Genomic DNA, 15,852 nt, shown 5'->3' with positions numbered 1-15,852 from the left:
CAGGGCCATGACGATCCAGATCCGCACCAGCCTCGACGATGTCGACCTCGGCCAGTCCTTCGTTCCGCACCGGCCCGAGCGGCCGGAGAAGACCGAAGGCGGCAAGCCGTTCAAGCTGGTGTCCGATTACGAACCCTCGGGGGACCAGCCGACCGCGATCGCCGAGCTGGCGGCGCAGGCCGCGGCGGGCGAACGCGACCAGGTGCTGCTGGGCGTCACCGGATCGGGCAAGACCTTCACCATGGCCAAGGTGGTCGAGCAGCTCCAGCGCCCGGCGCTGGTGTTGGCGCCGAACAAGATCCTCGCGGCGCAGCTCTATGGCGAGTTCAAGCAGTTCTTCCCGGGGAACGCGGTCGAGTTCTTCGTCAGCTATTACGACTATTACCAGCCCGAGGCCTATGTCCCCCGGTCGGACACCTATATCGAGAAGGAAAGCTCGGTGAACGAGGCGATCGACCGGATGCGCCATTCGGCCACCCGGTCGCTGCTCGAACGCGATGACGTGCTGATCGTCGCGTCGGTCTCCTGCCTCTACGGCATCGGTTCGGTCGAGACCTATTCGGCGATGATCTTCGACCTGAAGAAGGGCCAGACCGTCGACCAGCGCGAGATCATCCGCAAGCTCGTCGCGCTCCAGTACAAGCGCAACGACGCCGCCTTCTCGCGCGGCAATTTCCGGGTGCGCGGCGACAATCTGGAGATATTCCCGTCGCATTATGAGGACAGCGCCTGGCGGATCGCCTTCTTCGGCGACGAGATCGAGGAGATCGTCGAGTTCGACCCGCTGACCGGCAAGAAGGCGGCCAGCCTCGACCATGTCCGCGTCTTCGCCAATTCGCACTATGTGACCCCCGGGCCGACGATGAAGCAGGCGATGGAGGCGATCCGCTTCGAACTGACCGAGCGGCTCAAGGAGCTGCACGCCGAGGGCCGGCTGCTGGAGGCGCAGCGGCTGGAGCAGCGCACCAATTTCGACCTGGAGATGATCGCCGCGACCGGAAGCTGCGCCGGCATCGAGAATTATTCGCGCTTCCTGACCGGCCGCCTGCCGGGCGAGCCGCCGCCCACCCTGTTCGAATATCTGCCCGAGAACGCGCTGCTGTTCGTCGACGAGAGCCACCAGACGATCGGCCAGATCAACGGCATGTCGCGCGGCGACCACCGGCGCAAGATCACGCTGGCCGAATATGGCTTCCGCCTGCCGTCGTGCATCGACAACCGCCCGCTGCGCTTCAGCGAGTGGGAGGTGATGCGGCCGCAGACCGTCTATGTCTCGGCGACGCCGGGCGGGTGGGAGATGGAGCAGACCGGCGGCGTCTTCACCGAGCAGGTGATCCGCCCGACCGGGCTGATCGATCCGCCGGTCGACATACGGCCGATCGAAAGCCAGGTCGACGACCTGGTCCACGAGGCGCGCGAGACGGCGAAGCAGGGCTATCGCACCCTCGTCACCACGCTGACCAAGCGGATGGCGGAGGACCTGACCGAATATCTGCACGAGGCGGGGCTCAAGGTCCGCTACATGCATTCGGACGTCGAGACGCTGGAGCGCATCGAGCTGATCCGCGACCTGCGGCTCGGCGTCTACGACGTGCTGGTCGGCATCAACCTGCTGCGCGAGGGGCTCGACATCCCCGAATGCGGGCTGGTCGCGATCCTCGACGCCGACAAGGAGGGCTTCCTCCGCTCGGAGACCTCGCTGATCCAGACGATCGGCCGCGCCGCGCGCAACGTCGACGGGCGGGTGATCCTCTATGCCGACAGCATCACCGGATCGATGGAGCGCGCGATGGCCGAGACCTCCCGCCGCCGGGAGAAGCAGCAGGCCTATAATGAGGAGCACGGTATCACGCCCGAGACGATCCGGCGCTCGATCACCGATATCGTCGGCCATCTCGCCTCGAAGGACCAGGTCACGGTCGACACCGGGATCGAGGACCGGCCGCACATGGTCGGCCACAATCTGCGCGCCTATATCGAGGAACTGGAGGGCAAGATGCGGGCGGCGGCGGCCGATCTCGAGTTCGAGGAGGCGGGCCGCCTGCGCGACGAGATCCGCAAGCTCGAGCAGGAGGAACTGGGCCTGCCGGTCGAGCAGCATCACGCCCCGGCCAAGAGTCACAGTATCAGCGGCAAGCCCGGCACCCGCACCACCAAATATGGCAAGATGCGCGCGGCCCGTGGCAAATAATCGGTTGGCCGCGCAAAGCCATTCGAAACAGGCGAGATTTCTGGTGCAATATCCGCCTTGACGCGATATGGTGCGTTACGCGCCTAAGACGCGTAACAGGAGGGAAGCAATATGCACGACATGACTCGTGCGCCGCGGCAATTGCGAGCCCGTACAGCGCAACTGACATCCGAAGCCTGGCATGACCTCAGCCGTTATGTCACCGCCTGCAAGGCGTCCGAACGACGGGCTGCTCCGTCCGGCGGCGGGCCCGACGACCGGAACGGGTAGCGATCGCCCGTCGCCTTTCGTCATCCTGACGAAAGTCAGGATCTGTTGCCGTTCCGCAGAGATGAAAGCGCAACCTTGCGTTTCTGGATCCCGGATCAAGTCCGGGATGACGATCCCGATCTTCATTCGGCGGGCTTGAGATTGTTCCCATTTTGTTCTATGACGCTTCTGTCACGAACAAGGGATATGATCGCGGATGCTGGGGGGCGGCCAAAGGGCGGAGAAGATCATGGAGCAACGCTTCGATCTGGACCGATTCGTGTCGGCGCAGGAGGCGAGCTATGAATCGGCGCTCGCGGAAATCCGGCGCGGTCGCAAGCGCAGCCATTGGATGTGGTTCGTCTTTCCCCAGCTCGTCGGGCTCGGCCGCAGCGAGACCGCCCGGCATTATGCGATCGCCTCGCTCGACGAGGCGCGCGCCTATCTCGCCCATCCGTTGCTGGGGACGCGGCTGCGCGCCTGTGTCGAGGCGCTGCAGGACCTCGACCATGGCAGCGCCGAGGCGGTGTTCGGCGACATCGACGCGCTCAAGCTGCGCTCCTCGCTGACCCTGTTCGAGCAGGCGAGCGGCGAGCGGCTGTTCGCCGCCGCGATCGAGCGCTGGTTCGACGGACGCCGCGACGAGGCGACGTTGCGCCTGTTGGGCCGGTCGGCGGCATGAGCGGGCGGACGCGCTGCCGCTGGGCCGATCGCGATCCGCTCGAGGCGGTCTATCACGACACCGAATGGGGCGTGCCCGAGCGCGATCCCCGCATGCTCTGGGAAACGCTGATGCTGGAGGGGTTCCAGGCGGGCCTGTCCTGGACGATCATCCTGCGCAAGCGCGAGGGCTTCCGCGCCGCCTTCGCCGGTTTCGATCCCGAAGCGGTGGCGCGCTTCGGCGAGGCGGACGTCGCGCGGCTGATGGCCGACCCTGGCATCGTCCGCGCCCGCGCCAAGATCGAGGCGACGATCGCGGGCGCGCGCCTCTACCTGGCGATGCGCGACGCGGGCGAGGATTTCGCCGACTATGTCTGGTCGTTCACCGGCGGCAAGCCGCTGCGCGGCGACGGCGTCCATGTGCCGGCGAAGACGGAGCTGTCCGAACGCATCTCGAAGGATCTCAAGAAGCGCGGCTTCAAATTCGTCGGGCCGACGATCGTCTATGCCTGGATGCAGGCGATCGGGATGGTCAACGACCATGCCGACACCTGTTTCCGGCGCGACGCGGTGTAGGGCGGAACGCGTCATGCCGGCGGAGGCCGGCATCTCGGGAGAGAGGAGATAAGGTCGAGGCAGGAGCCTCCCGAGATCCCGGCCTCCGCCGGGATGACGGCGGGAGGGATGACAATCCGCCAAGACAATGTTCCGCTTGCGTTCGCCCCGTGCGGATGTTCTGTGCCCGTCATGCAGATCGCGGTCCTCACCTTCGACGGCTTCAACGAGCTCGATTCCTTCATCGCCTCGTCCATCCTCAACCGGATGCGGGCCAGGGGATGGATGGCGCATATCGCGTCGCCGTCGGAGACGGTCACGTCGATGAACGGGGTGACGATCACCCGCCAGAAGCCGCTCGAATTCGCGGCCGAGGCGGACGCCGTGGTGATCGGCAGCGGGATCAGGACCCGCGAGATCGCCGCCGATCCGGCGATGCTCGCCCGCATCCGGCTCGATCCCGCGCGCCAGCTCATCGCCGCGCAATGCTCGGGGACGCTGCTGCTGGCGAAGCTAGGCCTGGTCGGCGCGCTGCCGGCCTGCACCGACCTTACCACCAAGCCCTGGGTGGTCGAGGCCGGGGTCGAGGTGATCGACGCGCCGTTCGTCGCGCACGGCAATGTCGCGACGGCGGGCGGCTGCATGGCGTCGCACTATCTCGCCGCCTGGATGATCGCGCGCGGCGGCTCGATCGAGGATGCCGCGGACGCGCTCCATTATGTCGCGCCGGTCGGCGAGAAGCAGGCCTGGATCGATCGCGCGCTGGGCGTGATCGCGCCGTTTCTGCCGGCGGCAGAGGCGAGCGCGGCCTGAAATCTCCTCGTCACCCCGGCGGAGGCAGGGGCCCATGTCTCTCATCACCCGAGATGGCATCTGAGAAGAATATAGACATGGATGCCAGCCTTCGCTGGCATGACGGCTATTGGTGCGTGTGGTGCGTGCGGCGGGCGATCAATCCGCGAAGGGATCGCGGACCAGGATCGTGTCCTCGCGCTCGGGGCTGGTCGAGACCAGCGCGACCGGGCACTGGATCAGCTCCTCGACGCGGCGGATATATTTGATCGCCTGGGCCGGCAGCTCGGCCCAGCTCCGCGCGCCGGCGGTCGACTGGCTCCAGCCCTCGATCGTCTCGTAGATCGGGGTGACGCGCGCCTGGTCCTGCGGGTGCGGCGGCAGATAGTCGTAGGTCCTGCCGTCCAGCTCATAGCCGGTGCAGATCTTGATCTCGTCGAAGCCGTCGAGCACGTCGAGCTTGGTCAGCGCCACGCCGGTGATGCCCGAGACCGCGGCCGACTGGCGCACCAGCACCGCGTCGAACCAGCCGCAGCGGCGCTTGCGGCCGGTGACGGTGCCGAACTCGTGGCCGCGCTCGCCGAGCCGCTGGCCCATCTCGTCCTCCAGCTCGGACGGGAAGGGGCCCGATCCGACGCGGGTGGTGTAGGCCTTGACGATGCCGAGCACGAAGCCCGCCGCCGACGGGCCGAGGCCCGATCCGCCCGAGGCGGTGCCGGCGATCGTGTTCGACGAGGTGACGAACGGATAGGTGCCGTGGTCGATGTCGAGCAGCACGCCCTGCGCGCCTTCGAACAGGATGCGGCGGCCCGCCTTGCGCGCCTCGTTGAGGGTCAGCCAGACCGGCTTGGCGAAGGGCAGGATGAAGTCGGCGATCTCGGCGAGCTGCGCCTTGAGCGCTTCGCGGTCGATCGGCGGCTCGTTGAAGCCGGCGCGCAGCGCGTCGTGGTGCGCGCAGATGCGGTCGAGCTGCAGTTCGAGATCGTCGAGATGGGCGAGGTCGCAGACCCGGATCGCGCGGCGGCCGACCTTGTCCTCATAGGCCGGGCCGATGCCGCGCCGGGTGGTGCCGATCTTGCCCGATCCGCTGGCGTCCTCGCGCAGCCCGTCGAGGTCGCGGTGGAAGGGCAGGATCAGCGGCGCCGTCTCGGCGATCTGGAGGTTGTCGGGGGTGATGGTGACGCCCTGGCCCTGGAGCTTGGCGACCTCGTCGCGGAAATGCCAGGGGTCGAACACCACGCCGTTGCCGATCACCGACAGCGTGCCGCGGACGATGCCCGAGGGCAGCAGGCTGAGCTTGTAGGTCTGGTTGCCGACGACCAGCGTGTGGCCGGCATTGTGGCCGCCCTGAAAGCGGACGACGACATGGGCGCGCTCGGCGAGCCAGTCGACGATCTTGCCCTTGCCCTCATCGCCCCATTGGGCGCCGATCACCGTGACGTTGGCCATCAATCTGTCCTGTTCAGTTTAACCTCCGTTCGTCCCGAGCGATGTCGAGGGACGGGCGGAGGAGGGGATTCAAATGGCTTCGGGAGTGGTTCCCCGAAGGATATGCGTGCAGCCGAGCGCCGCCGCGTCGTCGCTTTCCGACAGCGCCGCGATGGTGATCCAGTCGTCGGCGCGCAATGCCGCGCCGGTCGCCGCGTCGGTGCCGAGCGGCAGGAACACCCGGCGATGCTCGACCGCGCCGAGGCCGACGTCGACCAGCGGATCGATGAACAGCGAGAAGCCGATCGCCTTCTCCTCGGTCCCGTCGGGATGGACGATCGTGTAGCTGCCGCCGCGGCCGATCTCGCCCGACAGGCCGTCGCCGAACAGCGAGAAGCCGATCCAGGTCTGATATTCGAAACCGTGCCGCTCGGTCGGGTCGAGCGTCAGCGCGACGCGGTCGCCGATCGCGGCGACGATCGCCTCGATCGCTGCGAGCCGCTTGTCGAGCGTCTGCGCGCCGGCGATCGCGCGCAGCTTGGCGAGCGCCGGGCCGACCGGGCCGGCCGCCTCGATGAAGGGAAGGTAGGCGTCGGCGCCGAGCGTGGCGAGCCCGCCCGCATCCTTGGCATCGAGCATCGCGCGGGCCGCGTCGACCTTGTCGGCGGGCAGCGGCATCGCCCCGGCCGCGAGCGTCTCGACCAGGTCGGGCAAGGTGAGGTCGACGGTGATGCCGGTGACGCCCGCCACTTCGAGCGCTTCGACCGCGACGCGCAATATCTCGATCACCGCGGCGAGGCTGTCGGTGCCGATCAGCTCGGCGCCCGCCTGGGTCAGCTCGCGCTCGGGGCGGAGCTGGGTGGCGCGCAGCTTGAGCACCGGGCCGCCATAAGCGAGGCGGAGCGGACGCGGGCGGTGGCCCATCCGGGTCGCGGCGATGCGGCCGACCTGGGCGGTGATGTCGGGACGCAGCGCCAGGGTGCGCTGCGAGACCGGATCGACGAAGCGGAGCAGGTCGCGCGCGCCGGCCGACTTGAGCTGGCCGACCAGTCCCTCCTCGAACTCGGCGAGCGGCGGCGACACCCGCGCATAGCCGTGCTGGCCGATCGCGACGATCACCCGATGGAGCAGCCGCGACCCGGCCTCCGCCTGCGGGGGCAGGCGATCGCGAAGTCCTTCGGGCAGCAATCCGGGGGCGATGGTCATTCTTACTCCCTCTCCCCTCTGGGGAGAGGGCCGGGGAGAGGGGCCGACGTGGAGATGGCACGCGACTCCCCGTCGAGCGCGGCGCCGATCATCGCGGCGACGCCCTCGATATTCCCCATTATGTCCGCATTGGTGAAGCGGATCACGCGATAGCCCCTCGATTCCAGATAGGCGGTTCGGGCGGCGTCATACTGCAATCTGTGCGCATGTGTATCCCCGTCGAGCTCAATCGCGATTTTTCTTGAGCGTGCGGCGAAGTCGAGGATGTACGGAGCGACGACGACCTGTCGGGCGAATTTCACATGAGCGAAGCGGTGAGCCCGCAGCAGCGACCAGAGTTTCGCTTCGGCCGGCGTCTGTTGCGAGCGCATCGCCCGGGCGCGGGCCTTGAGGGTTTCGTCGATCCGCGGCATCGCGCGAGCCTCCACCACTGCCCCTCTCCCAACCCTCTCCCCAGAGGGGAGAGGGCTTTTCGGGATGTCAGAAGCTCAGCGCCTTGGCGGTCTTCACGCCGGGGAGCTGGGCGATCTTCGCCTTGAGCGCGTCGTCGACGGGGGTGTCGACCGACAGCAGCAGCACCGCCTCGCCGCCGGCCGAGCGGCGGCCGAGGTGGAAGGTGCCGATGTTGACGTTCGCCTCGCCCAGCGTCGAGCCGAGGCGGCCGATGAAGCCCGGCGCGTCGACGTTGACGATGTAGAGCATCGTGCCGCCCAGGTCGGCCTCGACCTTGACGCCGTAGATCTCGACGAGGCGCGGCTCGGCGTTGGCGAACAGCGTGCCGGCGACCGACTTGGCGCCCTCCGCCGTGGTGACGGTGACGCGGACCAGGGTCGAATAGTCGCCCTCGCGATCATGGCGCACCTCGCGCAGGTCGAGGCCGCGTTCCTTCGCCAGGAAGGGCGCGTTGACCATGTTCACCGTGTCCGAATAGACGCCCATCAGCCCGGCGAGCACCGCGCCGGTGATCGGCTTCTGGTTGAGCTCGGCGGCGGCGCCCTCGACCTCGATCGCGACCGCCTTGATCGCGTCGCCCTCGAGCTGGCCGACCAGCGCGCCGAGATGCTCGGCCAGCGCCATGTAGGGCTTCAGCTTCGGCGCTTCCTCGGCCGACAGCGACGGCATGTTGAGCGCGTTGGTGACGCCGCCCGACAGCAGGAAGTCGGCCATCTGCTCGGCGACCTGGATCGCGACGTTGACCTGCGCCTCGTTGGTCGACGCGCCGAGGTGCGGGGTCGAGATGAAGCCGGGGGTGCCGAACAGCGGCGATTCGGTCGCCGGCTCGGTGACGAACACGTCGAGCGCGGCGCCCGCGACATGGCCGCTGTCGAGCGCTTCCTTGAGCGCCGCCTCGTCGATCAGGCCGCCGCGCGCGCAGTTGACGATGCGCACGCCCTTCTTGGTCTTCGCCAGATTCTCCTTCGACAGGATGTTCTTGGTCGAATCGGTCAGCGGCGTGTGCAGCGTGATGAAGTCGGCGCGGGCGAGCAGGTCATCGAGATTGACCTTCTCGACGCCCATCTCGACGGCACGCTCGGGGGTCAGGAAGGGATCATAGGCGACCACCTTCATCTTCAGGCCGATCGCGCGGTCGGCGACGATCGAGCCGATATTGCCGGCGCCGATCAGGCCGAGGACCTTGTTGGTCACCTCGACGCCCATGAAGCGGTTCTTCTCCCACTTGCCGGCCTGGGTCGACTTGTCGGCCTCGGGCAGGTCGCGGGCGAGGGCGAACATCAGCGCGATCGCATGCTCGGCGGTGGTGATCGAGTTGCCGAACGGGGTGTTCATCACCACCACGCCCTTGGCCGAGGCGGCGGGGATGTCGACATTGTCGACGCCGATGCCGGCGCGGCCGACGACCTTGAGGTTGGTCGCGGCGGCGAGGACGTCCTTGGTGACCTTGGTCGCCGAACGGATGGCGAGGCCGTCATACTGGCCGATCATCGCGATCAGCTCGTCCTTGGTCTTGCCGGTGATCTCGTCGACCTCGATCCCGCGGTTGCGGAAGATCTGCGCGGCGAGCGGGTCCATCTTGTCGGAAATCAGTACCTTGGGCATGATTCTTGATCCTTGGATTTAACCCGTCATCCCGGCGAAAGCCGGGATCTCCCTTTTCTGAAAAGGTGGAAGGCAGGGAGATTCCAGCTTTCGCTGGAATGACGGTGAGAGAGGGGAAGCCCGGCTTACGCCGCGCGGGCCTGGGCCCAGGCCCAGTCGAGCCAGGGGCCGAGCGCCTCGACGTCGGCGGTCTCGACGGTGCCGCCGCACCAGACCCGCAGGCCCGGAGGCGCGTCGCGATAGCCGGCGACGTCATAGGCCGCGTCCTCGAGCTCGAGCGCGCCGGCGATCTTCTTGACGAGGGCGAGCTTCGCCTCGTCGTCGAGACCCTCGACCGCGCCGTCCGCGAACTTCAGGCAGACCGAGGTGTTCGAGCGCGAGGCCGGGTCGGCCGCGAGATGGTCGATCCAGTCGGTCCGCTGCACCCAGGCGTCGAGCGCCGCGGCGTTGGCGTCGGCGCGGGCGATCAGCGCGTCCAGGCCGCCGATCGACTTCGCCCATTCGAGGCTGTGGATATAATCCTCGATCGCCAGCATCGACGGCGTGTTGATCGTCTCGCCCTTGAAGATGCCCTCGATCAGCTTGCCGCCCTTGGTCATGCGGAAGATCTTCGGCAGCGGCCAGGCCGGGGTGTAGCTCTCCAGCCGCTCGACCGCGCGGGGGCCGAGCACCAGGATGCCGTGCGCGCCTTCGCCGCCCAGCACCTTCTGCCAGGAGAAGGTGACGACATCGAGCTTGTCCCAGGGCAGGTCCATCGCGAAGCAGGCCGAGGTCGCGTCGGCGATGGTCAGGCCCTCGCGATCGTCCCTGATCCAGTCGCCATTCGGAACGCGCACGCCCGAGGTGGTGCCGTTCCAGGTGAAGACGATGTCGGTCGACTGGTCGAGCGCGGCGAGGTCGGGGAGGCTGCCATAGGGCGCCTTGACCACGTCGGCCTCGATCTTGAGCTGCTTGACGACATCGGTGACCCAACCCTCACCGAAGCTCTCCCAAGCGACCATCGTGGCCTTGCGCGCGCCGAGCAGGCTCCACAGCGCCATCTCGACCGCGCCGGTGTCCGATCCGGGGACGATGCCGATGCGATGGGTGGCGGGGACGCCCAGGATCTCGCGGGTCAGGTCGACGGCATGGTTGATGCGCGCCTTGCCGAGCTTCGACCGATGCGAACGGCCGAGCGATCCGGTAGCGAGTTTTTCGGGGGACCAGCCGGGCGGCTTAGCGCAGGGGCCGGAAGAGAAATGGGGACGTGCCGGCTTGGAAGCCGGGCGAGCAATATCAGTCATATAGACTCTCCTCACAGAGAGCACGCGCTGCGTTGGGACAGCGTGGCCCGCCGCCGCTTCTAGAGATGGAATGGGGCAAGTCAATGACTGAAAAGGGTCGGGGGCGAAAATATCGTTCGCTGTTGCAGCGAAATATAAAAACTGAAATCTCAATAGGTTGTTCGAGAACAATTGTCACCCCTGCGAAGGCAGGGGTCCATGTCTCTCATCGGCCAGATGACCATCGGGGAGAAAACAGACATGGATGCCAACCTTCGCTGGCATGACGCGAGGAGAAGGGGGGGGCGCCCAGCAAAGAAAAAGCCCCGGAGCGGAACCCCGGGGCTTCTATCCTGTCGCGATGCGGACCGCTTACTTGGCGGGCGCCGCCTCGTTGCCGCCCTCGGCCGGGGCCGCGGCATTGTCGGCCGCGCCGCCTTCGGCCGCCGGGGCCGCTGCCTCGGCGGGCACCGCCGGCATCGGCCGCGGCGAATTGCTCTGCTGGTTGAGATAGGCGATGACGTTGGCGCGATCCTCGGGCTTGGAGAGGCCCGCGAAGGTCATCTTGGTGCCCGGCGCGAACGCCTTCGGGCTCTTCAGCCAGTCGCTGAGATTCTGCCAGTCCCAGGTGCCGCCCTTCGACTTGAGCGCATCGGAGAAGGCGAAGCCGTGCGCGCCCTGGCCGACGCCCTCGCCGAGGACGCCCCACAGATTCGGGCCGAGCGCATTCGGGCCGCCGTTCGCGGCATTGTGGCAGGCGGCGCACTTCTTGAAGACGTCGGCGCCCTTCGCCGGATCGGCGCTGGCGAGGTAGAAGGCGATCGGCTTGTCGGCCGCGGCAGCAGCGCCGGCGTCGCCTTCTTCCTCGACGCCCTCGACCACATAGCCCATCTTTTCCGGACGCTCGGCCTTGAAATATTCGCCGCTGAGGATCGAAAGGCCCAATGCGGCAATGCCGCCAGCCAGCGCCCAGCCGGCAATAGTGTTCGCGCGATCGTCCATGTGCCCCTACAGCTCCCATTGGCAGCGTGGGGGGGAAGTGCCCACGCCGAATTCGCGCCCCCTTTAGAATCGCTTCCGGTGCTCCGCAAGCGTTGGAACGCGCTAATATGTCGCCGGGCGGCTTGCGGCCGACGCGGCAGCCGCCTAATCCGCGCCCGTGATGCAGAACTATCCAGCCCCCGCCCAGGCGCTCGTCGCCGAAATGACCGCCGCCGCAGAGGCCGAACCGGCGCGGGCCGTGGCGTTTCAGGGCGCGCCCGGCGCCAACTCGCACATCGCCGTGCTGGAGGCGGTGCCCAACGCTCTGCCCGTTCCCTGTTTCAGTTTCGAGGACGCGCTCGACGCGGTGCGCGATTTCCGCGCCGACTGCGCGGTGATCCCGATCGAGAATTCGCTGCACGGCCGCGTCGCCGACATGCATTTCCTGCTGCCCGAGTCGGGCCTCGTCATCACCGGCGAGCATTTCCTCCACATCAACTACACGCTGATGGCGCTGCCCGGGCACGGCAAGATCACCAGGGTGATGAGCCATCCGCAGGCGCTGGGCCAATGCCGCCACTGGCTGCGCGCCAATGGCATCGCGCCGGTCGCCTATCCCGACACGGCCGGCGCCGCCGCTGCGGTGGCCGAGGCCGGCGATCCGCATCTCGGCGCGCTGGCGCCGTCGATCTCGGCCGGCATCTACGGGTTGAAGGCGGTCGAGAAGAACATCGTGGACTCGGCCGACAACACGACCCGCTTCGTGGTCCTCGCCCGCGAGGCGCGCGACGTCGCCCCCGACGACGGCCCGGTGATGACCACCTTCATCTTCGAGGTGAAGAACATCCCGGCGGCGCTCTACAAGGCGCTGGGCGGCTTCGCGACCAACGGGGTCCAGATGACCAAGCTGGAGAGCTACCAGCGCGGCGCGACCTTCTCCGCGACCGAATTCTACGCCGACATCGAGGGGCATCCCGACGAGCCGCACATCCGCCGCGCGCTCGAGGAACTGGCCTTCCACACCAAATGGGTGCGTCTGCTCGGCACCTATCCCCGGGCCCGCGAGCGCGGCTTCGGTTGATCAGGCCGTTCTCGTCATTCCAGCGAAAGCTGGAATCTCCCTGCCTGCTCGCCGAAAGAAGAAATGAGATCCCGGCTTTCGCCGGGATGACGGTTCATGAGGGCGAGGTCTGACTACGCCCCGTTCACCCAGGCGGTGAGCAGCGTGTGGGCGATCGCGATCGGGAAGGGGACGCGGAAGGCGGTGCCGGGATCGCCGGCCAGCGCCGCGCGGACCTCGTCCTTCGTCGCCCAGAGCGCGTCGCCCAGTTCGTTGGTGTCGAGGGTCAGCGCGTCGCTCTCGACCGTGGCGATGCAGGCGATCATCAGTTGCGAGGGGAAGGGCCAGGGCTGGCTGGTGACGTAGCGGACCCCGGTGACGACGACGCCCGCTTCCTCGTTCAGCTCGCGCGCGACGGCCTCCTCGATCGACTCGCCCACCTCCAGGAAGCCGGCCAGCGCCGAATAGAAGCCATTGGGCGCGCGGATGTTGCGGCCGAGCAGGACGCGGCCCTCATGCTCGGCCAGCATGATCACCACCGGGTCGGTGCGCGGGAAATGCTCGGCGCCGCAGCCGCCCTCGACCGCCAGGCAGAAGCGCGCCCAGCCCGACCGCGCGACGCCGGTCGGCCGGCCGCAATTGGCGCAGAAGCGGTGGCGCGCATGCCAGTCGACCAGCGAGCGGGCCGCGGCATAGGTCGCGCTGGCGCCGGGCTCGGTCATCGTCCGCGCGATCGCGATCGACTCGCCGCGCTGGTCGCCCTCGGCCGGGCTTGCGGTCAGCGCGACGAAGCGCGGCGCGCCGTCGATCAGGCCGAGCAGGGCGAGCCCGACGCCGGCCGGCGCCTCCGACAGCGGACCCCAGCTCAGCCGCCCGTCCTCGTCGAGCACCGGCTTCAGCCCGTCGAGCCGCAGCAGCCGGGCGGCGGGGTCGGCGCGCTGATCCTCGAACCAGGCGGGCCGGTCGCGTTCGATGTCGACCCGGGCGAGCGGTGATCCGGTGAAGCCCGGGACGGGGAAGCTGGCCATGATCTGCTCCTATGCGCGGCTGGCGATGGCGCGCGCGGCGGCGCGGGCGAAGAGGGTGGGGAGGCCGGCCTGCTCGATCTCGTCGATCGGCCACCATTCGCCGTCATTGGCGCGGAGCGGTTGCACGGCGGTGACGACGCGCAGCCGGAGCGCGAAATGGGTGAAGACATGGTCGACCGACCCCGCCTCGCGCCACGGCGCGTCGACCGGCGCGTCGGCGAGGCCCGGGTCCTCGTCGGTCCAGGGGCCGGAGGGCAGCGCGCGCATGCCGCCGAGCATCCCTCTGTCGGGCCGCCGCACTAGCCAGACGCGCGCGCCGTCCTCGATCCAGAAGGCGGTGCCGAGCCGCTGCGGCTTGGCCTTCTTCGCGGCCTTCACCGGATAGTCCTCGGGATTGCCGGCGATCCGCGCGGCGCAGCCGGGGCTCAGCGGGCAGAGCAGGCATTGCGGCGCGCGGACCGTGCAGATCGAGGAGCCGAGGTCCATCATCGCCTGGGCGAAGTCGCCGGCGCGCGCGTCGGGAGTGATCCGGTCGACCAGCGCGCGCAGCGCCGGGCGGGCCCTGGGGAGGGCCTCGTCGAACGCGAACAGGCGGCTCGCCACCCGCTCGACATTGGCGTCGACGACGACCGCGCGGCGGCCGAAGGCGATCGCGGCGATCGCGGCGGCGCTGTAGTCGCCGATGCCGGGCAGCGCGCGCAGCCCCGCCTCGCTGTCGGGAAAGCGTCCGCCATGATCGTCGGCGACGGCGCGGGCGCAGGCGATCAGGTTGCGGGCGCGGGCATAATAGCCGAGCCCCGCCCAGGCGGCCATCACCTCGCCCTCGTCGGCGCGGGCGAGGTCGGTGACGGTCGGCCAGCGCGTCGTGAAGCGATCGAAATAGGGCTTCACCGCCGCGACGGTGGTCTGTTGCAGCATGATCTCCGACAGCCAGACGCGATAGGGATCGGTCGGCGCCTCGCCGGGGGCGGCGCGCCAGGGCAGGCGGCGATGATGGGCATCGTACCAGGCCAGCAAATTTTCGGGGACGGCATCGACGGACATGGGGCGCCTATGGCATGAAGCACGCGATGAGCGAAACCGGCAAGACACGATCCCCGACGAAGGCCCCGGCGAAGAAGCCTGCCGCCATGGCGCGCGAACCCCGTCCGCGCGGCGGCGCGGCGCGCGCGGTGGCGGACATGGTGCCCGATATCGGCCGCGCCGCCTTCCGCCGCTTCGGCTTCGTCCAGAGCTCGGTGGTCAGCCGCTGGGCGGAGATCGTCGGCGAGCGCTACGCCCGCGTCTCGATCCCCGAATCGATCCGCTTCCCGCAGGGGCGCCGCGCCGACGGGGTGCTGACCCTGACGGTCGAGGGATCGCACGGCACCATGCTCCAGCATGTCGTGCCGACGATCATCGAGCGGGTGAACCGCTTCTTCGGCTATTCGGCGGTCGCCCGGATCGCGATCAAGCCCGGCGCCTGCGCCGCGCCTCAGCCGCCGCGCGGCCGGGTGGCGCCGCCGTCGCTCCGTCCGGTGCCGGTCGAGCTGGGCGAAAGCCTGCGCACGGTCGGCGATCCCGAGCTGCGCGCCTGCCTCGAATCGCTGGCCGGCGCGCTCGCCGCGACCAGTGGACCTCCCGTCATCGCATCCGGAGACAGCAACCGGTGATATCGATCCTCGTCCGAGCGGCCCTGTCGCTCGCCCTGCTTTCGTCCGCCGCGCTGGTTGCGGCCACCCCCGCCAAGCCCGCCGTTGCCGCCAAATCGGGTGTCGCCGCCAAGAAGAACTGGCTGCCGACGACGAGCCGCACCGCCGAGGGCGCGATCGTCGTCGGCAATCCGGCGGCGAAGGTGAAGCTGGTCGAATATCTCTCGCTGACCTGCCCGCACTGCGCCGACCTGTCGACCCAGTCGATGCCCGCGCTCCAGCGCGACTATATCGCCAAGGGGCTGGTCAGCTTCGAGGTCCGCCACGCCGTCCGCGACGGCTATGACTTCGCCGCCTCGCTGTTGCTGCGCTGCGAGCCGCCGACCCGCTATCTCGAATCGCTGGAGGCGCTGTTCGCGACCCAGGGCGACTGGATGGAGAAGGCGCTGACCGCCAAGGACATCCCCGGCTTCGACGGCAAGTCGGGCGACGAGAAGATGGCGGCGGTCGCCAAGGCGGCCGGCTTCGACGCTTTCTTCGCGAAGCGCGGCGTGACGCCGAAAGCCTATGCGGCCTGCATGGCCGACACCAAGGCGAAGGAACAGCTCGGCCAGATGGCCGGCTATGCCTGGCAGCGCGACCAGATTCCCGGCACCCCGCTGGTGCTGATCAACGGCCAGCGCCAGGAGGCCGTCCATAGCTGGGCGGACCTCGAACCGCTGATCAAGGGCGCGCTGAAGTAGGGCCGCAG

15 protein-coding genes are annotated in these 15,852 nt (G+C 68.5%); 7 read left to right on the top strand and 8 right to left on the bottom strand.

All coding sequences use genetic code 11. The features are described from left to right. Nucleotides 1-7: 7 nt before the first annotated feature. The 4 genes from uvrB to HRJ34_RS08370 all read left to right on the top strand — a co-directional run bounded on the left by uvrB (nt 8) and on the right by HRJ34_RS08370 (nt 4,468). On the top strand, nt 8-2,191 hold the full coding sequence (gene uvrB / locus HRJ34_RS08385; protein WP_208633842.1) for an excinuclease ABC subunit UvrB: 2,184 nt from the start codon (nt 8-10) through the stop codon (nt 2,189-2,191). Nucleotides 2,192-2,690: 499 nt separating this feature from the next. Beyond that, complete coding sequence (locus HRJ34_RS08380; RefSeq protein ID WP_029548890.1) at nt 2,691-3,122, top strand: DUF1810 domain-containing protein; 432 nt, start codon at nt 2,691-2,693, stop codon at nt 3,120-3,122. Continuing rightward, complete coding sequence (locus tag HRJ34_RS08375) at nt 3,119-3,676, top strand: DNA-3-methyladenine glycosylase I (RefSeq protein WP_208633841.1); 558 nt, start codon at nt 3,119-3,121, stop codon at nt 3,674-3,676. Before HRJ34_RS08380 ends, HRJ34_RS08375 begins: the two co-directional genes overlap by 4 nt. Before the next feature lie 171 nt (nt 3,677-3,847). Then, nucleotides 3,848-4,468 (top strand): DJ-1/PfpI family protein, encoded by a 621-nt coding sequence (locus tag HRJ34_RS08370; protein WP_208633840.1) that lies wholly within the window; start codon nt 3,848-3,850, stop codon nt 4,466-4,468. A 138-nt stretch (nt 4,469-4,606) separates the two neighbouring features. Here HRJ34_RS08370 and HRJ34_RS08365 read toward each other — a convergent pair whose 3' ends face one another. From HRJ34_RS08365 to HRJ34_RS08340, 6 genes are all read right to left on the bottom strand, one after another. Continuing rightward, entirely contained in the window at nt 4,607-5,896 is a 1,290-nt protein-coding gene (locus tag HRJ34_RS08365) for an adenylosuccinate synthase (RefSeq protein WP_016746512.1), read from the bottom strand. 69 nt (nt 5,897-5,965) lie between these two features. Then, nucleotides 5,966-7,081 (bottom strand): ATP phosphoribosyltransferase regulatory subunit, encoded by a 1,116-nt coding sequence (locus HRJ34_RS08360; RefSeq protein ID WP_208633839.1) that lies wholly within the window; start codon nt 7,079-7,081, stop codon nt 5,966-5,968. A 2-nt stretch (nt 7,082-7,083) separates the two neighbouring features. Further along, nucleotides 7,084-7,494 (bottom strand): endonuclease domain-containing protein, encoded by a 411-nt coding sequence (locus tag HRJ34_RS08355; protein ID WP_029548889.1) that lies wholly within the window; start codon nt 7,492-7,494, stop codon nt 7,084-7,086. A 67-nt stretch (nt 7,495-7,561) separates the two neighbouring features. Beyond that, on the bottom strand, nt 7,562-9,139 hold the full coding sequence (gene serA / locus HRJ34_RS08350) for a phosphoglycerate dehydrogenase (protein WP_012050858.1): 1,578 nt from the start codon (nt 9,137-9,139) through the stop codon (nt 7,562-7,564). A gap of 125 nt (nt 9,140-9,264) precedes the next feature. Next, on the bottom strand, nt 9,265-10,422 hold the full coding sequence (locus tag HRJ34_RS08345) for a phosphoserine transaminase (RefSeq protein ID WP_016746508.1): 1,158 nt from the start codon (nt 10,420-10,422) through the stop codon (nt 9,265-9,267). Nucleotides 10,423-10,773: 351 nt separating this feature from the next. Then, complete coding sequence (locus HRJ34_RS08340; RefSeq protein ID WP_012050860.1) at nt 10,774-11,403, bottom strand: c-type cytochrome; 630 nt, start codon at nt 11,401-11,403, stop codon at nt 10,774-10,776. A 160-nt stretch (nt 11,404-11,563) separates the two neighbouring features. Between HRJ34_RS08340 and HRJ34_RS08335 the strand changes: the two genes are divergently transcribed. Next, on the top strand, nt 11,564-12,463 hold the full coding sequence (locus HRJ34_RS08335) for a prephenate dehydratase (RefSeq protein ID WP_208633838.1): 900 nt from the start codon (nt 11,564-11,566) through the stop codon (nt 12,461-12,463). 113 nt (nt 12,464-12,576) lie between these two features. Here HRJ34_RS08335 and nudC read toward each other — a convergent pair whose 3' ends face one another. Together nudC and HRJ34_RS08325 are read right to left on the bottom strand one after the other, a co-directional pair. Then, nucleotides 12,577-13,470, bottom strand: coding sequence for an NAD(+) diphosphatase (gene nudC / locus HRJ34_RS08330; RefSeq protein ID WP_208633837.1), 894 nt, complete (start codon nt 13,468-13,470; stop codon nt 12,577-12,579). A 9-nt stretch (nt 13,471-13,479) separates the two neighbouring features. After that, the gene (locus HRJ34_RS08325; protein ID WP_208633836.1) at nt 13,480-14,514 is read right to left on the bottom strand and encodes an A/G-specific adenine glycosylase; all 1,035 of its coding nucleotides are present in this window, start codon (nt 14,512-14,514) and stop codon (nt 13,480-13,482) included. A 14-nt stretch (nt 14,515-14,528) separates the two neighbouring features. Between HRJ34_RS08325 and HRJ34_RS08320 the strand changes: the two genes are divergently transcribed. Further along, nucleotides 14,529-15,122, top strand: a complete 594-nt coding sequence (locus HRJ34_RS08320) for a DUF721 domain-containing protein (protein ID WP_016746505.1) — start codon at nt 14,529-14,531, stop codon at nt 15,120-15,122. After that, entirely contained in the window at nt 15,119-15,844 is a 726-nt protein-coding gene (locus tag HRJ34_RS08315; protein WP_208633835.1) for a DsbA family protein, read from the top strand. The genes HRJ34_RS08320 and HRJ34_RS08315 overlap by 4 nt, the downstream gene beginning before the upstream one ends. Nucleotides 15,845-15,852 lie beyond the last annotated feature (8 nt).

Source organism: Rhizorhabdus wittichii, assembly GCF_017607425.1.
Taxonomy (GTDB): domain Bacteria; phylum Pseudomonadota; class Alphaproteobacteria; order Sphingomonadales; family Sphingomonadaceae; genus Rhizorhabdus; species Rhizorhabdus wittichii.
Note: the sequence above shows the minus strand (reverse complement) of the source record. Positions and strands in the feature narration are given on the sequence as shown.

Coding starts and splice junctions, on each gene's coding strand:
- uvrB (WP_208633842.1), top strand. CDS start 8: ATGACGATCCAGATCCGCACCAGCCTCGACGATGTCGACCTCGGCCAG.
- HRJ34_RS08380 (WP_029548890.1), top strand. CDS start 2,691: ATGGAGCAACGCTTCGATCTGGACCGATTCGTGTCGGCGCAGGAGGCG.
- HRJ34_RS08375 (WP_208633841.1), top strand. CDS start 3,119: ATGAGCGGGCGGACGCGCTGCCGCTGGGCCGATCGCGATCCGCTCGAG.
- HRJ34_RS08370 (WP_208633840.1), top strand. CDS start 3,848: ATGCAGATCGCGGTCCTCACCTTCGACGGCTTCAACGAGCTCGATTCC.
- HRJ34_RS08365 (WP_016746512.1), bottom strand. CDS start 5,896: ATGGCCAACGTCACGGTGATCGGCGCCCAATGGGGCGATGAGGGCAAG.
- HRJ34_RS08360 (WP_208633839.1), bottom strand. CDS start 7,081: ATGACCATCGCCCCCGGATTGCTGCCCGAAGGACTTCGCGATCGCCTG.
- HRJ34_RS08355 (WP_029548889.1), bottom strand. CDS start 7,494: ATGCCGCGGATCGACGAAACCCTCAAGGCCCGCGCCCGGGCGATGCGC.
- serA (WP_012050858.1), bottom strand. CDS start 9,139: ATGCCCAAGGTACTGATTTCCGACAAGATGGACCCGCTCGCCGCGCAG.
- HRJ34_RS08345 (WP_016746508.1), bottom strand. CDS start 10,422: ATGACTGATATTGCTCGCCCGGCTTCCAAGCCGGCACGTCCCCATTTC.
- HRJ34_RS08340 (WP_012050860.1), bottom strand. CDS start 11,403: ATGGACGATCGCGCGAACACTATTGCCGGCTGGGCGCTGGCTGGCGGC.
- HRJ34_RS08335 (WP_208633838.1), top strand. CDS start 11,564: ATGCAGAACTATCCAGCCCCCGCCCAGGCGCTCGTCGCCGAAATGACC.
- nudC (WP_208633837.1), bottom strand. CDS start 13,470: ATGGCCAGCTTCCCCGTCCCGGGCTTCACCGGATCACCGCTCGCCCGG.
- HRJ34_RS08325 (WP_208633836.1), bottom strand. CDS start 14,514: ATGTCCGTCGATGCCGTCCCCGAAAATTTGCTGGCCTGGTACGATGCC.
- HRJ34_RS08320 (WP_016746505.1), top strand. CDS start 14,529: ATGAAGCACGCGATGAGCGAAACCGGCAAGACACGATCCCCGACGAAG.